Below are 21,740 nucleotides of genomic sequence, written 5' to 3'. Positions count from 1 at the left end.
TGGTCAGCCGTGCCCCGGCGCGTAAGGGAAACGCAGGGACTGGTAGTAAGAGAGCGGATGGGCGGGCGGCACGGCGCCCGGCGGCAGCGGCAGGCCCGAGACTTGCTGAAAGTAGGCCACGCAGGCGTCGCGCCACCATTGGGCTTCGGCATGCTGGCGCGCCAGGCGCTGGGCCACGTCCGCGCCGCGGCGCGGGTCGACCAGCGGGCGAATCCGGGCCCATTGCGCCTGCATGGCGGCCGCTTCGGCCACGCCGCGGTCGTAGTGGGCGACCAGTTCTTCCCACAGCGTGCGACCGGACGGCATGCGGTAATCCCAGGGCAGGTGGTGGAACCAGAGCAGCAGTTCCGGCGGCGTGGTGGCCGGGTCCTGCAGGCGGCGCGCGATCTCGGGCGCGTACTGGGCGGCGGCATTGCTGCCGGAAGCGCTGCGGTCGAAGCCGATGCCGTCGCGGGCGGCGCGGTGATAATAAGTCGGATTCCAGTCAGGGCGTTCCAGATCGTCGACCCAGGGCGCGGGGCCGTGGTGGTGGCCGGTGCCCATCAGGTGGTGCAGGCCGAGCGGGGTCATGTAGTCGACCACCGCCTCGCGCGAGCGCATCATCAGCGCCACCACGGCATCGCGCACGCGCGGGTCCGCCGACCAGGTCTGGGCCGCCCATTCGCCTGCGATGGCGGCGCTGCCGAGCTTCGGATCCCAGGCCAGGCGGCCGAAGGCATACCAGTTGGCCTGGTCGAAGTCGGCGCCGGTCCAGTTGCGGCTGCTGCCGATATTCGCCACCCCGGCGATGCCGCCCACGTGCCCGGCCTGGGCACCCGCCAGCACGTCGGCCACGCTGGTGCCCACGCCGCCGGCGCGGGTATCGAAGCGCAGCGCTTCCTCGAACAGCGGGCCGAGGTAGGCGAGGTGGGTGGCGAAGCCCAGGTACTCCTTGGTGACCTGGAATTCCATCATCAGCGCGGTGTCCGGCATCGCGCCGAACAGCGGATGCACCGGTTCGCGCGGCTGGAAGTCGATCGGGCCGTTCTTGACCTGGACGATGACGTTGCGCTCGAAGCGCCCGTCCAGCCGCTTGAACTGCTCGTAGGCCTGGGCGGCACGGTCCGCCATCTGCCCGGGGCGGGCCGGTGGGCTGTAGACGAAAGCGCGCCACATGACGATGCCGCCGTGCGGCGCCAGCGCGCGCGCCAGCATGTTGGCGCCATCCGCATGGCTGCGGCCGTAGTCCTGCGGCCCGGGCTGGCCTTCGGAATTGGCCTTGACCAGGAAGCCGCCGAAGTCGGGAATCGCGCGGTAGATCTCGTCGGCCTTGCGCTGCCACCAGGCTGCGACTGCCGGGTCGAGCGGGTCGGCGTTGCGGGTTTCGTGCAGTTCGAGCGGCGTCGACCAGCGTACCGACAGGTAGACCCGGATGCCGTAGGGACGCAGCACAGCGGCCAGGGCCGCCGCCTTGGCGATGAAGGGCGCGCTCAGCACCTCGGCTTTGGCGTTGACGTTATTCAGTACCGCGCCATTGATGCCGAGCGAGGCGTTGGCGCGGGCATAGTCGGTGTAGCGCGGGTCGAGAATGTCCGGCAGCTCCCACCAGTTCCAGATCGATTGGCCGGCATAGCCGCGCTCGATGCTGCGATCGAGGTTGTCCCAGTGGTCCAGCAGGCGGCGCGGCAGCGCGGGGCGCGAGGCCAGCGCCGGCGCATTGATCGCCGCAAGGCTGTCGGCAGCGCCGGCCTGCAGCGCGCGCAGCCAGGCGAAGCTGCCGTACAGCAGGCCGATGTCGGTGTTGGCGGCGATCAGCGTGACTTCGACGCCATGCAGGCGCGTGCGCTGCACCAGGTAGCCTTCCTGGCCGAGGCTGCGCAGCTGGGCCTCGCGCGCCGGGGAGGGCGGCAGATCGGCAGCGCGTGCCAGCACCACGCTGCCGGCGCGCGGCGCGACCGCCGGCGCCGGCGTGCGTCCGGCCAGGCCGCCCAGGCCGCGCTGCAGTTCCTGGCGTGCGGCGCGCAGGGTCGGGCTGTCGGCGCCGAGCTGCACGATGGTGGCGACCCGCGCTTGCAGGCGTTCGCGCAGGCCGGCGGGGAGCGGGCTATAGCGCAGCCAGAGCTGGTAGCCGTCTTCCGCCGCCGCTTGTGCTTGTACCTGTGCCGGCGCCGGCGCCGGTACTGGTGCTTGCGCCCGGGCCTGTTCCGCCGGCAGCCAGGCCAGCACCAGGCTGCCCAGCACGATGGCCGGCAGCGCCCGCGCAAGCAGGGCAAACGGGCGTAGCATCGAATGCAGGGGCAAACGCAGGGGCAAACGTGGCGGCGTGCGCGGCACGGTGGTCTCCGGATATTGTTTTCTCAATGTTAGCGCAATCTTTGTGGTATTGAAATCGATTTCTCTCTAACACCCAGGCTTTTGCGACGCCCCGGGAAAGCGGTTTTCGTCTCCGGACTTATGCTAAGATAGCGCAAACAACAAGCTTCATAGGGGTCCGTCAGAGATGAGTAAAGCCAAACACGAGGTCCAGGAAGACGCGGAACGCCGCGGCCAGCCGACCATGGCCGACGTCGCGAAGCTGGCCGGCGTCTCTCCGATGACGGTGTCGCGCGTCATGAACGGCAAAGGCCTGGTGCGCGAAAGCACGCGCCGCAAGGTTGCCGAAGCGGTCGCCGCACTGAACTACACCCCGAACCAGGAGGCGCGCAATCTGGCCGGCTCCAAGCCGATCCGCGTCGGCTTCCTGTACAGTAATCCCAGCGCAGGCTACCTCAGCGAATTCCTGGTCGGCCTGCTCAGCCAGTCCGGCCTCAACAACGTCCAGCTCTTCGTCGAAAAATGCGAGGCCGGGCAGCATGAGGAAGAGCAGACCCGGCACCTGATCGGCAACGGCCTGGACGGCATCATCCTGCCGCCGCCGCTGTGCGACAGCGAAGCCGTGATCGCCTGCGTGGCAGAAGCCGGCATCCCCGCCGTGGTGGTCGCCTGCGGCCTGCCGGACGAGCGCGTCGGCTCGGTCAGCATCGACGACCGCAAGGCCGCCTACGAGATGACCCGCCACCTGATCGCCCTCGGCCACCAGCGCATCGGTTTCGTGGTCGGTCATCCGAACCAGACCGCCAGCGCCAAGCGCCTCGAAGGCTACCGCGCCGCGATCGAGGAGAAGGGCGCCGACAAGTCCGAAGAGCTGGTCGTGCCGGGCCTGTTCACCTACCGCTCCGGACTCGATGCGGCGGAACTCCTGTTGGCGCTGGACGAGCGGCCGACCGCCATCTTCGCCAGCAACGACGACATGGCCGCGGCCGCGGTGGCGGTCGCGCACCGCCTCGGGCTCGACGTGCCGGGCGACCTCACCGTCACCGGCTTCGACGACACGGCGCTGGCGACCACGATCTGGCCGGAGCTGACCACGGTGCGCCAGCCGATTGCCGAGATGGCGCGCGAAGCCGTGCAGTCGCTGGTGCGCCGCGTGCGGGCGCAGCGCGAAGGCGAGGATGCCCAGCCCGAACGCGTCGGCATGGCCTTCGAACTGGTGCGCCGCCAGTCGGACGCCGCGCCGCGCATCCGTCCGCCGGCACGCCTGCCAGCGGTCAAATCCAGCGCCGCCGGCGCCGCCAAGCGCGCCCACGCCGCGCGCTGATCTTCCTCTCCCATCCGCGGGTGCCGCTCGGGCGCCCGCGCGTTTTATCCGTCTCCGATATCCCCGCCAGTCCCTGCGCGTGAGCCATTTCCGCGGCCGTTCGCGTGCCCCGTCGCGTCCACTTAACATTCCTCCAGTATTTAATTGACACGCCGCGATCTTGCCGTTTAGACTGGAATGGTTGCGATAACATTTCTGTTATAGGAATGTTTGACCTCGCCAGAACGACATAACAACAATCAGCGGAGACAGGATCCATGGTGATCAAACGCAGGGAGTTTTTGGCATCGGTGGGCGGCATGGCCGGCGTGGCAAGTCTGGGCGCCTTGCCTTCGATAGCGACAGCGGCGGCAACCGCCGCGAACAAGGCCGGCACGCCGCTCTACAAGCAGGCCGGTGCGCCGGTCGACGCACGGGTCGAGGATCTGCTCGGCCGCATGACGCTCGATGAAAAGATCGCGCAGATGCAGTGCGTGTGGCAGCTGAAGGCCGGCATCCAGAATGCCGACACCAGCTTCTCGCCCGAGAAGGCGGCCAGCACCTATCCGCACGGGATGGGCATGTTCGCGCGTCCGTCGGACCGCCAGCTGGGCGCGGCCAGCGCGGCGGGGGACGCCGGCGAAACGGCGCACCGCGGCCCGCGCGAGACCGCGGAATACGTCAATGCGGTGCAAAAGTGGGCGATGGAGCGCACCCGCCTCGGCATCCCGGTGCTGATGCACGAAGAGGCGCTGCACGGCTACGTGGCGCGCGAAGCGACCAGCTTCCCGCAGGCGATCGGCCTGGCATCCAGCTTCGACCCGGCGCTGGCCACCCGCGTGTTCAGCGTGGCCGCGCGCGAGATGCGTGCCCGCGGTGCCAACCTGGCGCTGGCGCCGGTGGTGGACGTGGCGCGCGAACCGCGCTGGGGCCGCATCGAAGAAACCTATGGCGAAGACCCGCACTTGTGCGGCGCGATGGGCAAGGCGGCCGTGATCGGCTTCTCCGGCGACACGCTGCCGCTGGCGCAGGACAAGGTCTACGCCACCCTGAAGCACATGACCGGCCACGGCCAGCCCGAAAGCGGCACCAATATCGGCCCGGCCAACGTCGGCGAGCGCGCCCTGCGCGAAGACTTCTTCCCGCCCTTCGAGAAGCTCATCCGCGAGACCAAGATCGCGGCGGTGATGCCCTCGTATAACGAGATCGACGGCCTGCCGTCGCACGCCAACCGCTGGCTGCTGACCGACGTGTTGCGCCGCGAGTGGGGCTTCCAGGGCGTGACCGTGTCGGACTACATGGCGGTCGACGAGCTGATCACCCGCCACCACCTGGCGGCCACGCCCAAGGAAGCGGCGCTGCGGGCGATCAAGGCCGGCGTCGACATCGAGACGCCCGACCCGAAGGGTTATGTGACGCTGGCGGCGCTGGTCCGCGAAGGCAAGATCTCGGTAAAGGAGATCGACGTCTCCGTGCGCCGCATCCTCAAGCTGAAATTCCTGGCCGGCCTGTTCGAGAATCCCTACGCCGATGCCGCCCAGGCCGACGCCCGCACCGCCACGCCGGATGCGATCGCGCTGGCGCGCGAAGCCGCCGTGCGCTCGGCCGTGCTGCTGAAAAACGACAAGGGCCTGCTGCCGCTGCAGCCGAACAAGGTCGGCAAGATGCTGCTGCTCGGTACCCACGCGAAGGACACGCCGATCGGCGGCTACTCCGACGTGCCGCGCCACGTGGTGTCGGTGTATGAAGGCCTGCAGAAGGAAGCCCAGGCGAACGGTTTCTCGCTGGCCTACGCGGAAGGCGTGCGCCTGACCGAAGGCCGGATCTGGGGCAAGGACGAAATCGTCTTCACCAAGCCCGAGGTCAATGCGCGCCTGATCGCCGAGGCGGTGGAAGCGGCCAGGTCGGCCGATACCATCGTCATGGTCCTGGGCGACAACGAGCAGACCGCGCGCGAAGCCTGGGCCGACAACCACCTGGGCGACCGCACCGGCCTCGACCTGATCGGCCAGCAGAACGACCTGGCACGCGCCATCTTCGCGCTGAACAAGCCGACCGTGGTGCTGCTGCTGAACGGCCGTCCGCTGTCGGCGAACCTGCTGGCCGAACGCGCCGATGCGCTGCTCGAATGCTGGTACATGGGCCAGGAGACCGGTCACGCCGTGGCCGACCTGCTGTTCGGCCGCGCCAACCCGGGCGGCAAGCTGCCGGTGACGATCGCGCGCGATCCGGGCCAGCTGCCGATGTTCTACAACCGCAAGCCGAGTTCGCGCCGCGGCTACATCGATGGCGTCACCACGCCGCTGTACCCGTTCGGCTACGGCCTGTCCTACACCCGCTTCGAGATCGGCGAGCCGCGCCTGGAAAAGGCCAGCATCGGCGTGAAGGACAGCACCCGCGTGCAGGTCGAGGTGCGCAATACCGGCAGCCGCCGCGGCGACGAAGTGGTGCAGCTCTACATCCGCGACGATTTCAGCTCCGTGACCCGGCCGCTGCTCGAGCTGAAGGGCTTCCAGCGCGTGACGCTGGAGCCGGGTGAGCGCCGCACCCTCGGCTTCGACATCAAGCCGACCGACCTGTGGTTCTACAACGTCGACATGAAGCGCGTGGTCGAACCGGGCACCTTCACCATTTTCGTAGGACCGAACAGCGTCGACCTCAAGAAGACGACCCTGACGGTGGCATAAGCAGAGAGCACAGACATGACGACAGCAATCCAATTCAGCCCGCTGCCCGCAGACCTCGACACCGCGCTGCTGGTCGGCCGCGTGTGGCGCGACGAATCGGCCGACGCGGTCGGCGGCCCGGCGGTGGTGGCGGTGCGCCAAGGCCGCCTGGTCGATATCACGCGCCACGCGGCCACCGTGGCCGACCTGTTCGACCGCGCAGACCTGCTGAACATCGTGCGCGATGCCGAAGGCCAGGATCTGGGCGCCGCCCTCGACCTGGTCCAGGCCGGCGCGCAAGGGGCGAACGGCGTGCGCCTGCTCGCACCCTGCGACCTGCAGGCGATCAAGGCCTGCGGCGTGACCTTCGCGGTCAGCCTGCTCGAGCGCGTGATCGAGGAGCAGGCCAAGGGCGACCCGGCACGCGCCGGCGAGCTGCGCGCCCAGCTGCAGGCCTCGATCGGCACCAACCTGTCCGAGATCGAGCCCGGTTCCGAAGCCGCGCTGCGCCTGAAGGACGAACTCTCCGGCCGCGGCCTGTGGTCGCAGTACATGGAGGTCGGCATCGGCCCTTACGCCGAGGTCTTCACCAAGTCGCAGCCGATGTCGGCGGTCGGCCACGGCGTCGAGGTCGGCCTGCACCCGGCTTCGCACTGGAACAACCCGGAACCGGAGATCGTGCTGGCGGTGAACAGCCGCGGCGAGGTGGTCGGCGGCACGCTCGGCAACGACGTCAACCTGCGCGACATCGAAGGCCGCAGCGCGCTCCTGCTGGGCAAGGCCAAGGACAACAATGCGTCCTGCGCGATCGGTCCCTTCATCCGTCTGTTCGACGGCGGCTTCACGCTCGACACCCTGCGTGAAGCGGAAGTCGGCATGCTGATCGAAGGCGTCGACGACGGCTTCACGCTGGAAGGGCGCAGCCGCATGCGCGAGATCAGCCGCGACCCGCTCGACCTGGTCAGCCAGACCTGCGGCGCCCACCACCAGTATCCGGACGGCTTCATGCTCTTCCTCGGCACGATGTTCTCGCCGATCAAGGACCGCGACGCCCCCGGCAAAGGCTTCACCCACCATGCGGGCGACCGCGTCAGCATCTCGACGCCGTCGCTGGGCACCCTGGTCAACACGGTCCAGCGCAGCGACACGATCGCACCCTGGACCTTCGGCGTGCGCGCCCTCTACAAGAACCTGGCGCAACGCGGCCTCATTTAACGAGAAATTCATGTCTGACACCAAACAACAAGCCTTTGCCTACGCGACCTATCCGGACCTGGCAGGCAAGCGCGTGGTCATCACCGGCGGCGGCAGCGGCATCGGCGGCGAGCTGACGACCGCTTTTGCCGGCCAGGGCGCGCGCGTGGTCTTCCTCGACATCGCCGAGGAAGCTTCGCGCCAGCTCGAAGAAACGCTGAGCGGCTCGGCGCACCCGCCGAAGTTCCTGAAATGCGACCTGACCGACCTGGACGAGCTGAAGGCGGTGTTCGCCCGCATCGACGAAGAACTCGGCGGCGTGGATATCCTGCTCAACAACGCCGCCAACGACGACCGCCACGAGATCGAAGACGTCACCCCGGCCTATTGGGAAAGCCGGATCAACGTCAACCTGCGCCACATGTTCTTCTGCACCCAGGCCGTGCTGCCGGGGATGAAGCAGCGCGGGCAGGGCGCGATCCTGAACTTCGGCTCGATCTCCTGGCACATCCCGCACACCCAGCTGCACCTGTACATGACGGCCAAGGCCGGCATCGAGGGCATGACCCGGGCGCTGGCCCGCGAAGTGGGCAAATACGGCATCCGTGCCAACACCGTGATCCCGGGCGCCGTGCGCACCCCGCGCCAGCAGGCGCTCTGGCACAACCCGGAGGAAGAGGCCCGCATCCTGGCCGGCCAGTGCATGCCGGAGCGGGTCGAGATGCAGGACGTGGCGGCGCTGACCCTGTTCCTGGCTTCGAACAACGCGCGCCACTGCAGCGGCCGCGAATACTTCGTCGACGCCGGCTGGTACGGCGCATGAGCGCGATGAACGACATCACCCCGGTCCCGCTGTGGGAAGTCCAGGCCACGCTGGGCGAGGGCGTGCTGTGGGATGCCGCGCACGCGCGCGTCTGGTTCGTCGACATCAAGGGCCGGCGCATCCATCGCTGCGCCGCCGACGGCAGCGACCGGCGCAGCTGGGACGCGCCGGGGCAGGTGTGCTTCATCGTGCCGGCGGCGGACGGCAGCATGGTCTGCGGCCTGGACGACGGCCTGTACCGCTTCGACGATGAGGGTGGCCGCTTCCTGCCGCTGGCGAAGGTGGAAGCCGACGATACCGGCAACCGCTTCAACGACGGCCACGTCGACGCCAACGGCGCGCTGTGGTTCGGTTCGATGCACGATGCCGAGGTCGAGCCGACCGGTGTCCTGTACCGTTTCGACGGCAGGCGGGTCGCCCGCATGGACGAGGGCTACGTCATCACCAACGGCCCGGCGCTGAGCCCCGACGGCCGCACCCTGTATCACACGGACACGCTGGACAAGCGCATCTACGCCTTCGACGTGGCGCCGGACGGCAGCCTGGCGAACAAGCGCACCTTCGTGGAGATCGCCGACGGCGGTCATCCGGACGGGATGGCGGTCGATGCCGAGGGCAATCTGTGGGTGGCGACTTTCGGCGGCTGGCGCATCGCCCGTTTCGATGCGGGCGGGCGCAAGCTGGGCGAAGTGCGCTTCCCCTGCGCGAACGTCACCAAGCTGGCCTTCGGCGGCGAAGACTTGCGCACCGTGTATGCGACCACCGCGCGCAAGGGGCTGTCCAGCGAAGAGCTGGCCGCGCAGCCGCTCGCCGGCAGCCTGTTCACGTTCCGGGTCGGGACGCCGGGACTGCCGCAGCACAAGCTGCGCATCGAGGAATGAAACAGAGAGTCAGCAAATGAGTCAGGAAATGAACGAACAAAAGCGCCCGCGCCGCTTCCGGTCCCAGGACTGGTTCGACAACGAAGACCGCATCGACATGACCGCGCTGTATCTCGAGCGCTTCATGAACTACGGGATCACGCCGGACGAACTCCGTTCGGGCAAGCCGATCATCGGCATCGCCCAGAGCGGCAGCGACATCGCGCCCTGCAACCGCATCCACCTGGAGCTGGCCAAGCGCGTGCGCGACGGCATCCGCGATGCCGGCGGCATCCCGATGGAATTCCCGCTGCACCCGATCTTCGAGAACTGCCGCCGCCCGACCGCGGCGCTGGACCGCAACCTGGCCTACCTGGGCCTGGTCGAGATCCTGCACGGCTACCCGATCGACGCCGTGGTGCTGACCACCGGCTGCGACAAGACCACCCCGGCGCAACTGATGGCCGCGGCCACGGTCGACATCCCGGCCATCGTGCTGTCCGGCGGGCCGATGCTGGACGGCTGGTTCGAGGGCGAACTGGTCGGCTCGGGGGCGGCGATCTGGAAGGGTCGCCGCCGCCTGGCCGCCGGCGAGATCGACGAGAAGAAATTCATCGACATCGCCACCGCCTCGGCGCCGTCCGCCGGTCACTGCAACACCATGGGCACGGCCTCGACGATGAACGCGGTGGCCGAGGCGCTCGGCATGTCGCTGACCGGTTGCTCGGCGATTCCGGCGCCTTACCGCGAGCGCGGCCAGATGGCCTACGACACCGGCCGCCGTATCGTCGGCATGGCCTTCGAAGACCTGCGGCCGTCGACGATCCTGACCCGCGAGGCCTTCCTCGACGCGATCGTGGTGAATGCGGCGATCGGCGGCTCCAGCAACGCCCAGCCGCACATCGTCGCGATGGCGCGTCATGCCGGGGTCGAGATCACGCCGGAAGACTGGATGGAATACGGCTACGATGTGCCGCTGCTGCTGAACATGCAGCCGGCCGGCAAATACCTGGGCGAGCGCTTCCACCGCGCCGGCGGCGTGCCGGCCATCATGTGGGAGCTGGAGCAGCAGGGCCTGTTGCGTTCGCAGCGCCCGACCGTGACCGGCGCCAGCATGGCCGAGAACCTGGCGGGCAAGGAGAGCTTCGACCGCGAGATGATCCGGCCGTTTGCCGATCCGCTCAAGCACAGCGCCGGCTTCATGGTCCTGAAGGGCAACCTGTTCGATTTCGCGATCATGAAGACCAGCGTGATTTCGCCAGCCTTCCGCGAGCGCTACCTGTCGACGCCGGGTTCGGAAAACGCCTTCGAGTGCCGCGTGGTCGTGTTCGACGGCTCGGACGACTACCACCACCGCATCAACGATCCAGCCCTGAACATCGACGAGCGCACCATGCTGGTGATCCGTGGTTCCGGCCCGGTGGGCTGGCCCGGCTCGGCCGAAGTGGTGAACATGCAGCCGCCGGATGCGCTGATCAAACGCGGCATCATGGCGCTGCCGACCCTGGGCGATGGCCGCCAGTCCGGCACCTCGGACAGCCCTTCGATCCTCAACGCTTCGCCGGAAAGCGCGGCGGGCGGCAACCTGGCGCTGTTGCGTACTGGCGACGTGGTGCGGGTGGATCTGAACACCGGCCGCTGCGACGTCCTGATTCCGGACGCGGAGCTCGAGGCGCGCCGCCAGGAGGCACCGCCGGCGATTCCGCCGAACCAGACCCCGTGGCAGCAGATCTACCGCGCCACCGTCGGCCAGTTGCACACCGGCGCCTGCATGGAACTGGCGCTGCCTTATCGCGGCGTGGGACACGACATGCCGCGCCATAACCACTAGAATGGCTGGGCCGGCCGCAGAGCCGGACTGCAGCGGAAAATAGATACCAACAGGAGACAAGAGAATGAAAAAGATGATCAAGGCCGTCGGCCTGGCCTGCGCCCTGATGTTCACCGCCGGCGTCGGTACGGCGCACGCCGACGCCCAGCATCCGAAGATCGGCTTCTCGATCGACGACCTGCGCCTGGAGCGCTGGGCGCGCGACCGCGATTACTTCACGGCCGCCGCCGACAAGCTGGGCGCCAAGGTCTACGTGCAGTCGGCCGACGCCAGCGAGCAGCGCCAGATCGCCCAGATCGAGAACCTGATCTCGCGCGGTGTGGACGTGCTGGTCATCGTGCCCTACAACGCCACGGTGCTGAACAACGCCATCCGCGAAGCCAAGAAGGCCAAGATCAAGGTGGTGTCCTACGACCGCCTGATCCTGAACGCCGACGTCGACGCCTACGTCTCCTTCGACAACAAGGCAGTGGGCGAGCTGCAGGCGCAGTCGCTGGTCGCGCTCAAACCGAAGGGTAACTACTACCTGCTGGGCGGCGCGCCGACCGACAACAACGCCAAGATCCTGCGCGAAGGCCAGATGAAGGTGCTGCAGCCGCTGGTCGACAAGGGCGACATCAAGATCGTCGGCAAACAGTGGGTCAAGGACTGGAGCGCTTCGGAGGCGATGGCCATCGTCGAGAACGCGCTGACCGCCAACGGCAACAAGATCGACGCCGTGGTCGCATCCAACGACGGCACCGCCGGCGGCGCGATCCAGGCGCTGGCGGCCCAGAAGCTGACCGGCAAGGTGGCCGTTTCGGGCCAGGACGCCGACCTCGCCGCGGTGCGCCGCGTGATCGCCGGCACCCAGACCATGACCGTCTACAAGCCGCTGCGCGAGATCGCCTCGACCGCCGCCAGCGTAGCGGTGCAGCTGGTGCGCAACCAGAAGCCGGCCTACAACGCCCAGCTCGACAACGGCTTCAAGAAGGTCGACAGCGTCCTGCTCAAGCCGATCATGCTGAACAAGGCCAACGTCGACCTGCTGGTCAAGGACGGGTTCTACACCCAGGCGCAGCTGGCCGGCAAATAAGCCAGTATCGTCGCCCCCGCGCAGGCGGGGGCCCAAGTTTGCATGCGCTGTCGAGACGCCGACAAACTTGGATCCCGCGCCTGCGCGGGGACGACGATCATGCGCGCTCCTCCCTAATACGTACAACTGAGTCTCTGAATGTCCGGCTACCTCCTTGAAATGAAGGGCATCGCGAAGCGATTCGACGGTGTCCCCGCGCTCGACGGGATCGATCTGGCGATCCGTCCCGGCGAGTGCATCGGACTGTGCGGCGAAAACGGCGCCGGCAAGTCCACCCTGATGAAAGTCCTGTCGGCGGTCTACCCGCACGGCACCTGGGACGGCGAGATCCTGCTCGACGGCCAGCCGCTGCGCGCGCAATCGATCCGCGACACCGAAGACGCCGGCATCATCATCATCCACCAGGAACTGATGCTGGTGCCCGAACTGACGGTGGCCGAAAACATCTTCCTCGGGAACGAGCCGACCCTGCCGGGCGGTCGCCTGAACTACCCGGCCATGAACCGCCGCGCCGAGGAAATCCTGCGCGAGCTGAAGCTGCCCGATGTGAACGTGGTGCTGCCGGTGAAGAACTACGGCGGCGGCCACCAGCAGCTGATCGAGATCGGCAAGGCCCTGAACAAGAAGGCGCGCCTGCTGATCCTGGACGAGCCTTCGGCCTCGCTGACGGCGGCCGAGATCGAAGTCCTGCTCGAGATCATCCGCGACCTGAAGGCCAAGGGCGTGGCCTGCGTCTACATCTCGCACAAGCTGGAAGAGGTGGCCGCGATCTGCGACACCATCGTCGTGATCCGCGACGGCAAGCACATCGCCACCACGCCGATGCAGCAGATGAACGTCGACCGCATCATCGCCCAGATGTGCGGGCGCGAGATGAACCAGCTGTACCCGACCCTGCCGCACGAGATCGGCGAGGTCGTGATGGAAGCCCGCCATATCACCTGCTGGGACCCGGACCAGCCGCTGCGCAAGAAGGTCGACGACGTCTCCTTCCAGCTGCGGCGCGGCGAGATCCTCGGCATCGCCGGCCTGGTGGGCGCCGGGCGCACGGAACTGGTGACTGCCATCTACGGTGCCTACGAAGGCGCGTACGAGGGTGAGGTCTGGCTCGAGGGCCAGCGCGTGAACACGTCCACGCCGCTGAAGTCCATCGACGCCGGCTTCGCGCTGGTGCCCGAGGACCGCAAGCACCACGGCATCGTGCGCGACCTGTCGGTGGGCGAGAACATCACGCTGTCCGTGCTCGAGCGCTATTCGCGCCTGAGCCGCATCGACGGCAACCTCGAAGCGCGCGAGATCGGCGAACAGATCAAGCGCCTGGCGCTGAAGACCGCCAGCCCGGGCCTGCCGATCACGGCGCTCTCGGGCGGCAACCAGCAGAAGGCGGTGCTGGCCAAGATGCTGCTCACCGGGCCGAAGGTCCTGATCCTGGACGAGCCGACGCGCGGCGTCGACGTCGGCGCCAAGTTCGAGATCTACAAGCTGATGCTGGAACTGGCGGCGCAGGGCATCTCGATCATCATGGTGTCGTCCGAACTGGCCGAGGTGCTCGGCGTGTCGGACCGCGTGCTGGTGATGGGGGAAGGGAAGCTGCGCGGGGATTTCGTGAATCAAGGGCTGACCCAGGAGATGGTGCTGGCGGCCGCAATCGGACAAGGGAACAATCATGGATAAAGTACAGGCACCCATGGGGCAAGCGCCAAATGGCGCCGCATCGATGCGCGCGGCACCGGCCACGGGCGGCACGATCAATTTCAAGCAGATCTTCACGCAATACAAAATCCTGGCGCTGCTGGTCGCGATCGCCCTGATCTGGGCTTTCTTCAGCTGGAAGACCGACGGCGGCTTCACCTCCGCGCGCAACCTGTCGAACCTGATGCGCCAGATGTCGATCACCGGCATCCTCGCCTGCGGCATGGTGTTCGTCATCATCGCCGGCGAAATCGACCTCTCGGTCGGCTCGCTGCTTGGCCTGCTGGGCGGGGCGGCGGCGGTGCTCGACGTCACCCACCACCTGCCGCTGCCGATATCGATGGCGATCGTGCTGGCCAGCGGTCTGCTGCTCGGCTTCCTGAACGGTTACCTGACAGCGTATGCGGGCATCCCATCCTTCATTGTCGGCCTGGGCGGCATGCTGGCCTACCGCGGCATCGTGCTGGGGATCACGGGCGGCTCGACCATCGCGCCGATCTCGCCTGAATTCGAACAGCTCGGCCAGGCCTACCTGCCGCCGACCCTCGGCATGGCGCTGGGCGTCGCGCTGTTCGTGCTGGCCGGCGTGCTGGCCTGGCGCCAGCGCGTGACCCAGGCGCAGCACAACCTGCCGCAAACTGCCACCTGGCGCCTGGCCTTCCGCGTGGCCCTGGTCGGCATCGTGCTGGCCGGCTTCATCTCGACCCTGAACAGCTACGAAGGCATCCCGCTGCCGGTGCTCGTGCTGCTGGCGCTGCTGGGCATCTTCAGCTACATCGCACGCCAGACCGTGTTCGGCCGCCGCATCTACGCGGTCGGCAGCAATATGGAAGCGACCCGCCTCTCGGGCATCAACGTGCGCGCCGTGAAGCTGTGGATTTTCGGCCTGATGGGCCTGATGTGCGCGCTGGCGGGCCTGATCAACACCGCCCGCCTGGCCGCCGGTTCGCCTTCGGCCGGCACCTCGGGCGAACTGGACGTGATCGCGGCCTGCTTCATTGGCGGCACCTCGATGCGCGGCGGCGCCGGCACCGTGCATGGCGCGCTGGTCGGGGCGCTGGTGATGGCCAGCCTTGACAACGGCATGTCGATGCTGGACGTCGACACCTACTGGCAGATGATCGTCAAGGGCCTGATCCTGACGCTGGCGGTGTGGCTGGATGTGGCGACCCGTACCGGACGCCGCTAAGTAATCGTGATCGTAAAAGCCTGGCGCATCGTCGCGCCAGGCTTTTCTTTTAGCGGCTCCTGCGCCTGCGTACGCCATACGGCGGCGCCAGCAGATCCAGATCGATGGTCGCGGCCATCGCCAGATAGCCGGCACGGTTGGGATGGAGATAATCGATGGCCGCGGTGCTGCTGTTCGGCTGGAACTCGGGTCGCAGCCGGCCGGTGGCCGGATCCACCGTCACGGCGTCGAAGTCGGCCACCGCATCGAAGATGCCGGCAGTGCGGATGAAGGTATTCACGGCCTGGCGGCGTGCATCGAGTTCGGGCGTGCCGTTGGTGCTGCCCAGGCTCGAGGTGATGGTCGCCTGGATGATCTTCAGGCCGGGGCGGCGCGCACGCAGCGTCGCCACACCGGTCCGGATGCCTTCGATCACCGACTCCGCCGATGCGCCCGCACTCAGATCGTTGATCCCTTCGAACCAGATCACGGCCGTCACGCCGGACAGGCCCAGGACGTCGCGCTCGAGCCGGCTCAGGGCAGGGGGGCCGCCGGCGCCGGCATCGGTCAGGATCCGGTTGCCGCCGATGCCGGCGTTGGCCACGGCGACCTGGTTGCCATAGGCTTCGCGCAGCCGGCGCGCGAGGTCGTCGGGCCAGCGGTCGTCGCCGTTGAGCGTCGAGCCGGTGCCGTCGGTGATCGAATCGCCGAGCGTCACGACGGTGACCGCGTTGCGCACGCCGCGCGTATCCACGGCATCCAGGAAATACCAGGACGTGCTGGTGTAGGGGAAGGCTTCGTCGCTTTCATCCTCGCTGTGCGAGCCGGCGCCCGGCGCGGAGATGTAGTTGGTCTGCAGGGCCTTCGAGTGCCAGGTCATCGGGCCGCTGTTGCCGACCACATGGAAGCTGATCGCCAGCTTGCGGCCGAACAGCAGGCGCTTTTCGGGATCGCCGGCGAAATCGACCGAGACCGGGTCGCTCCACAGCAGTTGACCCGCCGGGATGACGACCCTGCGCCGCCCGCCACGGAAGGAAACCCGCGTGTTGGTGTCCTCCTCGATCGTGCCGGCGCTGGCCTGCAAGCCCAGGTACACGTCGTCCAGCGTGAGCGGCTGGGTGCCGAACACATTGCTGAAGCGCAGCCGGAAAGTGTCGCCCCAGACAGTGGGCCGTACCATCAGACGAAAGCTCTGGTCATTCGCGCTGGTCGCCCCGTCGGGGAAGGCGAAGCTCAGGTTCGGCTGCAGGATGGCCGTGCCGGTCGGGTAGGTGCCGTGCGCGACCCCGGCCCATGTCGTGACCCAGTCGCCGCGGCCGTTGGCGCCTTGCCGGGCGCCGTCGCCGGCGGCGTAGGCCTGCTCGCTGGCCAGACCCACGCCGCCGGCCAGTGCCGCGAGACCGGCAGCGGTATGCAAAAAGCGCCGGCGCGGGGGCGCGACACCATCCTGGTGCTGCTGCAATTCGTCCTTGTCGTTCATGACCCTCTCCTGTGGTGTGAGAAATGGCTGCGTACCGGTTTCCACCTCACGGCGCAACGCGCCGGTATGCATGCCGGGTCATTTTAGGAGCTGCTCAGTTCGCTAGAAAAAATCCTGGCTTCCGCTTGAGGGCGCTCAATCGCATCGAGCTGATGTAGCCGGACGGCTACCACGCAGCCTTCGAAGGTGAAAAAAAAACCGACCATGAACATGGTCGGCTTTTCAGAGGACGCGAGACTGCGGCGTCCAGCGTTGCTACAGGCGCATCACGCCGTGATCGTCAACTCGCCATCGACTACACGGGCCAGACCCAGCGGATTGTCATCCCGCAGCTCTTCCGGCAGCAGCTCCGACGGCACATCCTGATAGCACACAGGACGCAGGAAGCGCTCGATCGCGGTGGCGCCGACCGAGGTCGTGCGGCTGTCCGAGGTGGCCGGGAAGGGACCACCATGCACCATCGCGTGCGAGACCTCGACACCGGTCGGGAAGCCGTTGAACAGGATGCGGCCGGCCTTGCGTTCCAGCGTCGGCAGCAGCTTGCCGGCGAGGGCGCGGTCGCTCGCGGTAGCGTGGATGGTCGCGGTCAGCTGGCCTTCCACGTGCTGGGCCACGGCCAGCATCTCGGCTTCGTCGCGGCAGCGCACCAGGATCGAGGCCGGGCCGAAGATCTCTTCTTCCAGCGCCGGGTTGGCCAGGAAGGTCGCGGCGTCGCACTGGTAGAGCGCGGCCTGGGCGGCGCAGCCGGCGCCTTGCTCGCCGCCGCGCGCCAGCAGCTGCACGCCCTCGATACCGGCGCGGCGCTCGACGGCATCGACATAGGCCTTGTGGATGCCGGCGGTCAGCATGGTGCCGGCGGTTTTCGCCTGCAGCGCCTCGGCGGCGGCCACGCAGAAGGCGTTGAAGGCCTCGCCTTCGAGGCCGATCACCAGGCCCGGGTTGGTGCAGAACTGGCCCACGCCCAGGGTCAGCGAATCGACGAAGCCGCTGGCCAGCTTCTGGGTGTTGGCGGCCAGTGCGCCCGGCAGCAGGAAGAAGGGGTTAATGCTGCTCATTTCGGCGTAGACCGGGACCGGTTCCTTGCGCGCGTTGGCGATGCGCATCAGCGCCAGGCCGCCGCTACGCGAACCGGTGAAGCCGACCGCCTTGATCGCGGGATGGCTGACCAGGTCGGCGCCGATCTGGTTGCCTTCGCCGATCAGCAGCGAGAACACGCCTTCCGGCATGCCGCATTCGATGGCGGCGGCGAGGATCGCCTTGCCCACCAGTTCCGAGGTGCCGAGGTGGGCGTTGTGGGCCTTGACCACGACCGGGCAGCCGGCCGCCAGGGCGGACGCGGTATCGCCGCCGGCCACCGAGAAGGCCAGCGGGAAGTTGGAGGCGCCAAATACGGCAACCGCGCCAAGCGGGATCTTGCGCATGCGCAGGTCCGGCCGCGGCGGGGTGCGCTGGGGCAGGGCGGAATCCAGCGTCGCTTCGAGGAAGTGACCGTCGCGGACCACCTTGGCGAACAGGCGCAGCTGGTTCACGGTGCGCATGCGCTCACCCTCGAGGCGTGCCGTCGGCAGGCCGGATTCGGCGGACGCGCGCTCGATCAGGACCGGGCCGATCGCCAGGATCTGTTCGGCGATGGTCTCCAGGAAGCGCGCGCGCTGCTCGAGCGGCACGGCGCGGTAGGCGTCGAGCGCCTGTTCGGCCAGGCGGCAGGCGCGGTCGAGGTCCGCTTCGGTGGCGGTGCCGAAAGCGGGTTCCATCTCGGCGTGGGTGGCCGGGTTATAGGCACGCAGCGCGCCGGCGCTGCCGCGCACGGCTTGCCTGCCGATGATCATGTCGCCTTGGATGTGCATGGGGGCTCCTTGTTGATGCGGTAAAAAAGCGCCGCCGCGGCCCGGAAAGGACGCGGCGGCGTGCATGGATCAGATCAGCGATTGTATCGAATCATGCGCTTAGAACGAGTACTGCGCCTGGATCGTGTAGCGCGGACCGCTCATGTACAGCTGGCGGGTGAACATGCCGGCATGCTGCTGCATCTGCTGGCGGGTCTTGGCGTTGTTCAGGTTCTGCGCTTCGAGGCCGACACGGAAGCGGTCCGTGAAGTCGTAGAAGATCGAACCGTCCAGCTGGCCGTAGGGTGCTTGCCACAGCGGCAGGCCGTAAGCCTGGTCGCTGTTCGGCGTCGGGATCAGGAAGCGATCGCCGGCGGCCGGGTTCGTGTTCAGGCCGTTGTTGCCGCGGCTGCCCCAGGTGTTGACGGCAACCAGGTAACGGGAGCGCCAGTTGTAGGCCAGGCGGGCCGACAGGCCGTGCTGTTCGTACATCACCGCGAAGTTGATCGTGTGACGCGACAGGCCTTCCAGCGGGGTGTTGCCGAACGGACGTCCGTCGGTGTCGCAGCCGTTCATCGACAGGTTCATGTTCGACTGGTCGCTGCCCGCGCAGAACGCGGCCGGCACTTCCTGGTTCAGCTTGCGCTCGCTGGACACATAGGTCCAGCTGGCCTGGGTGCCGATACCGCGCAGCCAGTCGGGCACGAAGTCGTAGTACTGCTGGTGCGCGATCTCGAAGCCGCGGGCATAGCCGTGCGCGCCATTGATCGGGTGGGTCACCGCGAAGGTCTGGTCCTTGCCGTTGACATCCTTCACCGTGTAACCGTAGGTGGTGTTCACGATGATGTTCTTGATGTCCTTGTTGAACGCGGACACGGTCAGCGAGCCGGCCTTGGCGAAGTACCACTCGGCGGTCAGGTCGATATTGGTCGCGGTGACCGGCTTGAGCAGCGGGTTGCCGTCGCTGGTACCGGTCAGGTTGTTACCGCTGAAGACCACGCGCTGGTCGGCCAGCGTGACCGGATCCTTGATCGTCAGCTGGTTGGCCGGCGAGCTCAGGGTGGTCAGCGACTGCAGCTGGTTGAAGTCCGGACGCGCCATGGCCTTGGCGGCAGCGAAGCGGAACTGCAGCTGGTCGTTGACCTTCATGCGCAGGTTCAGGCTCGGCAGCCAGTTGTTGTACGAGGTGTCGGTTGAGCGCGGGGTCTCGAACTTGGCGATGTTGACCAGCGTGTCCACGCCTTCCACCGGCACGTCGCCCGGGATGCTGACGTTGGTCGGATCGTAGGCGATGTAGCCGTGCGTCGTGTTCGCCGTCCGCACGTAGCGGATGCCGACGTTACCGTCGATCGGATACTTGAGGTCGTCGAAGCCGAAGCGCAGCTGCGCATAGGCGGCGCGGGTCTTCTCGGTCTGGGTGTTCAGTGCCGACGGGGTGTCGAAGGTCGCCGGCTTCCACGCGTCGCAGGTGCCCCAGCCCTGGGCGGCCGCCTGCTCCTGGCACAGCAGGGTATGGTAGTCGTGCAGCTTGGTCCAGCCATTCGGGAAGTCGCGTGCCAGCGCATCGGTCGGGTACAGCATGGCCGGCACCGATACCTTACCGTCGAAGAAGTTCGGAATCTGGGCCAGCTCGGTGCCGCCCGCGAAGCGCGGGTCGCTCAGGCGTGCGACGCCAGGAATCTGCCAGCCTTCCATCCAGGGGAAGGTAATCGACGACCAGTTGTAGAACTTCTGGGCCTTGTGGTTTTCGCCTTCGCGGTCGGCCATGCGCACGCCGAAGCGGATGTCGCGCAGCACCGGGTCGTCGAAGGCGAACTTGACGTCGCTGCGCCATGTCTTCTGGTTGGCCTTGGCGTAGTCGAGCGCTTCCTGGGTATAGGCCCAGTAGTAGTTCTTCGGATCCGCCATGAACTGCGCCGAGCCGAGGCCGACGTGCGGGATGTCGCCGGTGAGGTCCATCTGCTGGTTCGGCAGGATGAAGCCGGTCGACACGTCGGCGTCGAAGCCGCGGGTGTTGGAACGGACGTGCTGGATGTCGTTGGTCCAGGTCAGGGCCGGGGTCACGCGCCATTGCACGTTCAGCGCGAGGTCGCGGGTGTCGGACTGGCGCTGGTTGATGCGGCGCGAGCTGTAGAACGGCGAACCGCCATAGCTCGGGTTCGAGATCGTACCCGACTGGAAGGCGCCATTGCTGTCGTAGACGACGTCGGTGCCCGCCACCTGCTGGTACCACTTGTCTTCGGACGACGCCACCACGCGTTCGCTCAGGTCTTCCTTGTAGCGCGTCTTGAAGTAGGTGAGGGCGGTGGTGATGTCGCGGTTCGGACGCCATTGGAACGCGGCGTAGTCGCCGCGGCGGACGCGTTCGAACTCTTGCGAGCGCAAGCCGCCGCCCAGCGGCAGCCATTTGGTGGCGTCGCGGTTGTACTCGGCCGGGTTGCGCGAGTTCACGTGCGGGAAGTAAGGATCGATGCCGATGGCGTCGGTGCGGGTCGGGTTCTTCGCATGGGCGAAGTCGACCAGGGCGCCGAATTCACCGAAGGGCGTGTTCCAGCGGTTCGACAGCAGCAGGGTGCCGGTCGGGCCTTTTTTGCGGTTCAGCTCCGAATAGGTTTCCGACACGCCGAGCGAGCCCTTGAAACCCTTGAAGTCGAAAGGCATGGCGGTGCGCAGGTTGACCAGGCCGGCGAGTGCGCCTTCGATCTGCTCCGCGGACGGGTTCTTGTAGACGTCGACGCCGGCCATCAGCTCCGGCGCCACATCGGTGAAGCCGAGCGAGCGGCCGCCGCCGGCCGAGAACGCGTCGCGGCCGTTGACTTCCGAACGCACGTAGGTCAGGCCACGCACCGACACGCCGGAACCTTCGACGGCCTGGCGGTTCGGGTCGCCCGCCATGTTGCGGTCCATGGTGACGCCGGCGATACGCTGCAGCACCTCGGTGACCGAGCGGTCCGGCAGTTTGCCGATGTCTTCGGCGACGATCGAATCGACGACCTCGTCCGACTCCTGTTTGAGTTTTTGCGCGGATTGCAGAGCGGCGCGCTGGCCGCTGACGACCACGACGTTTTCCTTGGCCGGATTGGCTTGGGTGCTGGTGCTGTCTGCGGTCTGGGCCCATGCCGCGCCGCTGTACAGGACAACAACCTGCGCAACCGCGGCGGCGATTGCAGTCTTCTGGAACTTGCTCACTTTGTCTCCCTGATATAGGTGGTTTTTTTATATCTAACAGGTCGTAACACGCCAGTACTACTCTTCGGTGCTAACACTGGTTGTTATACGCTACCATAAAATTTCCATGGAAAGCTTACAACTCTGAAAGTTTTGTGATTACACAACACTTCATTGGGAAAAATGCACTCGAAAAGTGCGGTTTTCGTTTCGCCGCCGTGCCGTGCGCCAGCTGGACAAATTGCTGGGCGCGTCTTAGCTTGTAGCAACATTAAGGAATGTGCTCACCATAGTCAAGAAATCGTTTTCATGACAGTCCAGGAAAATGCCCGGTCATGAGGCGTTGTGTGGGCGCCAAAGCG

13 protein-coding genes are annotated in these 21,740 nt (G+C 67.1%); 9 read left to right on the top strand and 4 right to left on the bottom strand.

Annotated elements, in window-relative coordinates; translation table 11 throughout:
• Positions 1-3 precede the first annotated feature (3 nt).
• Entirely contained in the window at positions 4-2,265 is a 2,262-nt protein-coding gene (locus NX782_RS10630; protein WP_258845418.1) for an alpha-glucuronidase family glycosyl hydrolase, read from the bottom strand.
• A gap of 214 nt (positions 2,266-2,479) precedes the next feature.
• Between NX782_RS10630 and NX782_RS10625 the strand changes: the two genes are divergently transcribed.
• From NX782_RS10625 to NX782_RS10585, 9 genes are all read left to right on the top strand, one after another.
• Positions 2,480-3,616 (top strand): LacI family DNA-binding transcriptional regulator, encoded by a 1,137-nt coding sequence (locus NX782_RS10625; protein ID WP_258845417.1) that lies wholly within the window; start codon positions 2,480-2,482, stop codon positions 3,614-3,616.
• 257 nt (positions 3,617-3,873) lie between these two features.
• Complete coding sequence (locus tag NX782_RS10620) at positions 3,874-6,282, top strand: glycoside hydrolase family 3 N-terminal domain-containing protein (protein ID WP_258845416.1); 2,409 nt, start codon at positions 3,874-3,876, stop codon at positions 6,280-6,282.
• 15 nt (positions 6,283-6,297) lie between these two features.
• Positions 6,298-7,476 carry a fumarylacetoacetate hydrolase family protein gene (locus NX782_RS10615; protein ID WP_258845415.1) on the top strand — a complete coding sequence of 393 codons (1,179 nt, stop codon included), beginning with the start codon at positions 6,298-6,300 and terminating at the stop codon, positions 7,474-7,476.
• Between the two features lie 10 nt (positions 7,477-7,486).
• A complete protein-coding gene (gene xylB, locus NX782_RS10610) occupies positions 7,487-8,278 on the top strand; it encodes a D-xylose 1-dehydrogenase (protein WP_258845414.1) in 792 nt (263 codons plus the stop codon).
• 5 nt (positions 8,279-8,283) lie between these two features.
• Positions 8,284-9,159: an SMP-30/gluconolactonase/LRE family protein gene (locus NX782_RS10605; RefSeq protein WP_258845470.1), complete on the top strand. Its 876-nt coding sequence runs from the start codon at positions 8,284-8,286 to the stop codon at positions 9,157-9,159.
• A gap of 28 nt (positions 9,160-9,187) precedes the next feature.
• The gene (locus NX782_RS10600) at positions 9,188-10,969 is read left to right on the top strand and encodes an IlvD/Edd family dehydratase (RefSeq protein ID WP_258845413.1); all 1,782 of its coding nucleotides are present in this window, start codon (positions 9,188-9,190) and stop codon (positions 10,967-10,969) included.
• 64 nt (positions 10,970-11,033) lie between these two features.
• A complete protein-coding gene (xylF, locus tag NX782_RS10595) occupies positions 11,034-12,044 on the top strand; it encodes a D-xylose ABC transporter substrate-binding protein (RefSeq protein ID WP_258845412.1) in 1,011 nt (336 codons plus the stop codon).
• 138 nt (positions 12,045-12,182) lie between these two features.
• Positions 12,183-13,718: a D-xylose ABC transporter ATP-binding protein gene (gene xylG, locus NX782_RS10590; protein ID WP_258845411.1), complete on the top strand. Its 1,536-nt coding sequence runs from the start codon at positions 12,183-12,185 to the stop codon at positions 13,716-13,718.
• A gap of 43 nt (positions 13,719-13,761) precedes the next feature.
• A complete protein-coding gene (locus tag NX782_RS10585) occupies positions 13,762-14,925 on the top strand; it encodes a sugar ABC transporter permease (protein WP_258845469.1) in 1,164 nt (387 codons plus the stop codon).
• 49 nt (positions 14,926-14,974) lie between these two features.
• On the opposite strand, the gene NX782_RS10580 is transcribed toward NX782_RS10585, so the two are convergent.
• From NX782_RS10580 to NX782_RS10570, 3 genes are all read right to left on the bottom strand, one after another.
• Positions 14,975-16,384: a GDSL-type esterase/lipase family protein gene (locus NX782_RS10580; protein WP_258845410.1), complete on the bottom strand. Its 1,410-nt coding sequence runs from the start codon at positions 16,382-16,384 to the stop codon at positions 14,975-14,977.
• Positions 16,385-16,650: 266 nt separating this feature from the next.
• Entirely contained in the window at positions 16,651-18,231 is a 1,581-nt protein-coding gene (locus tag NX782_RS10575) for an aldehyde dehydrogenase (NADP(+)) (RefSeq protein ID WP_258845409.1), read from the bottom strand.
• A 99-nt stretch (positions 18,232-18,330) separates the two neighbouring features.
• Positions 18,331-21,399 carry a TonB-dependent receptor gene (locus NX782_RS10570; RefSeq protein WP_258845408.1) on the bottom strand — a complete coding sequence of 1,023 codons (3,069 nt, stop codon included), beginning with the start codon at positions 21,397-21,399 and terminating at the stop codon, positions 18,331-18,333.
• Positions 21,400-21,740 lie beyond the last annotated feature (341 nt).

Origin of the sequence: Massilia norwichensis (assembly GCF_024753245.1) — a bacterium.
GTDB lineage: Bacteria > Pseudomonadota > Gammaproteobacteria > Burkholderiales > Burkholderiaceae_D > Telluria > Telluria norwichensis.
This window is presented reverse-complemented; position numbering and strand designations above follow the sequence as displayed.

Excerpts from the sequence above, each read along its gene's own strand:
- NX782_RS10580 (WP_258845410.1), bottom strand. The coding sequence starts at position 16,384 with ATGAACGACAAGGACGAATTGCAGCAGCACCAGGATGGTGTCGCGCCC.
- NX782_RS10620 (WP_258845416.1), top strand. The coding sequence starts at position 3,874 with ATGGTGATCAAACGCAGGGAGTTTTTGGCATCGGTGGGCGGCATGGCC.
- xylG (WP_258845411.1), top strand. The coding sequence starts at position 12,183 with ATGTCCGGCTACCTCCTTGAAATGAAGGGCATCGCGAAGCGATTCGAC.
- xylF (WP_258845412.1), top strand. The coding sequence starts at position 11,034 with ATGAAAAAGATGATCAAGGCCGTCGGCCTGGCCTGCGCCCTGATGTTC.
- NX782_RS10630 (WP_258845418.1), bottom strand. The coding sequence starts at position 2,265 with ATGCTACGCCCGTTTGCCCTGCTTGCGCGGGCGCTGCCGGCCATCGTG.
- NX782_RS10615 (WP_258845415.1), top strand. The coding sequence starts at position 6,298 with ATGACGACAGCAATCCAATTCAGCCCGCTGCCCGCAGACCTCGACACC.
- NX782_RS10575 (WP_258845409.1), bottom strand. The coding sequence starts at position 18,231 with ATGCACATCCAAGGCGACATGATCATCGGCAGGCAAGCCGTGCGCGGC.
- NX782_RS10585 (WP_258845469.1), top strand. The coding sequence starts at position 13,762 with ATGCGCGCGGCACCGGCCACGGGCGGCACGATCAATTTCAAGCAGATC.
- NX782_RS10625 (WP_258845417.1), top strand. The coding sequence starts at position 2,480 with ATGAGTAAAGCCAAACACGAGGTCCAGGAAGACGCGGAACGCCGCGGC.
- NX782_RS10605 (WP_258845470.1), top strand. The coding sequence starts at position 8,284 with ATGAACGACATCACCCCGGTCCCGCTGTGGGAAGTCCAGGCCACGCTG.
- xylB (WP_258845414.1), top strand. The coding sequence starts at position 7,487 with ATGTCTGACACCAAACAACAAGCCTTTGCCTACGCGACCTATCCGGAC.
- NX782_RS10600 (WP_258845413.1), top strand. The coding sequence starts at position 9,188 with ATGAACGAACAAAAGCGCCCGCGCCGCTTCCGGTCCCAGGACTGGTTC.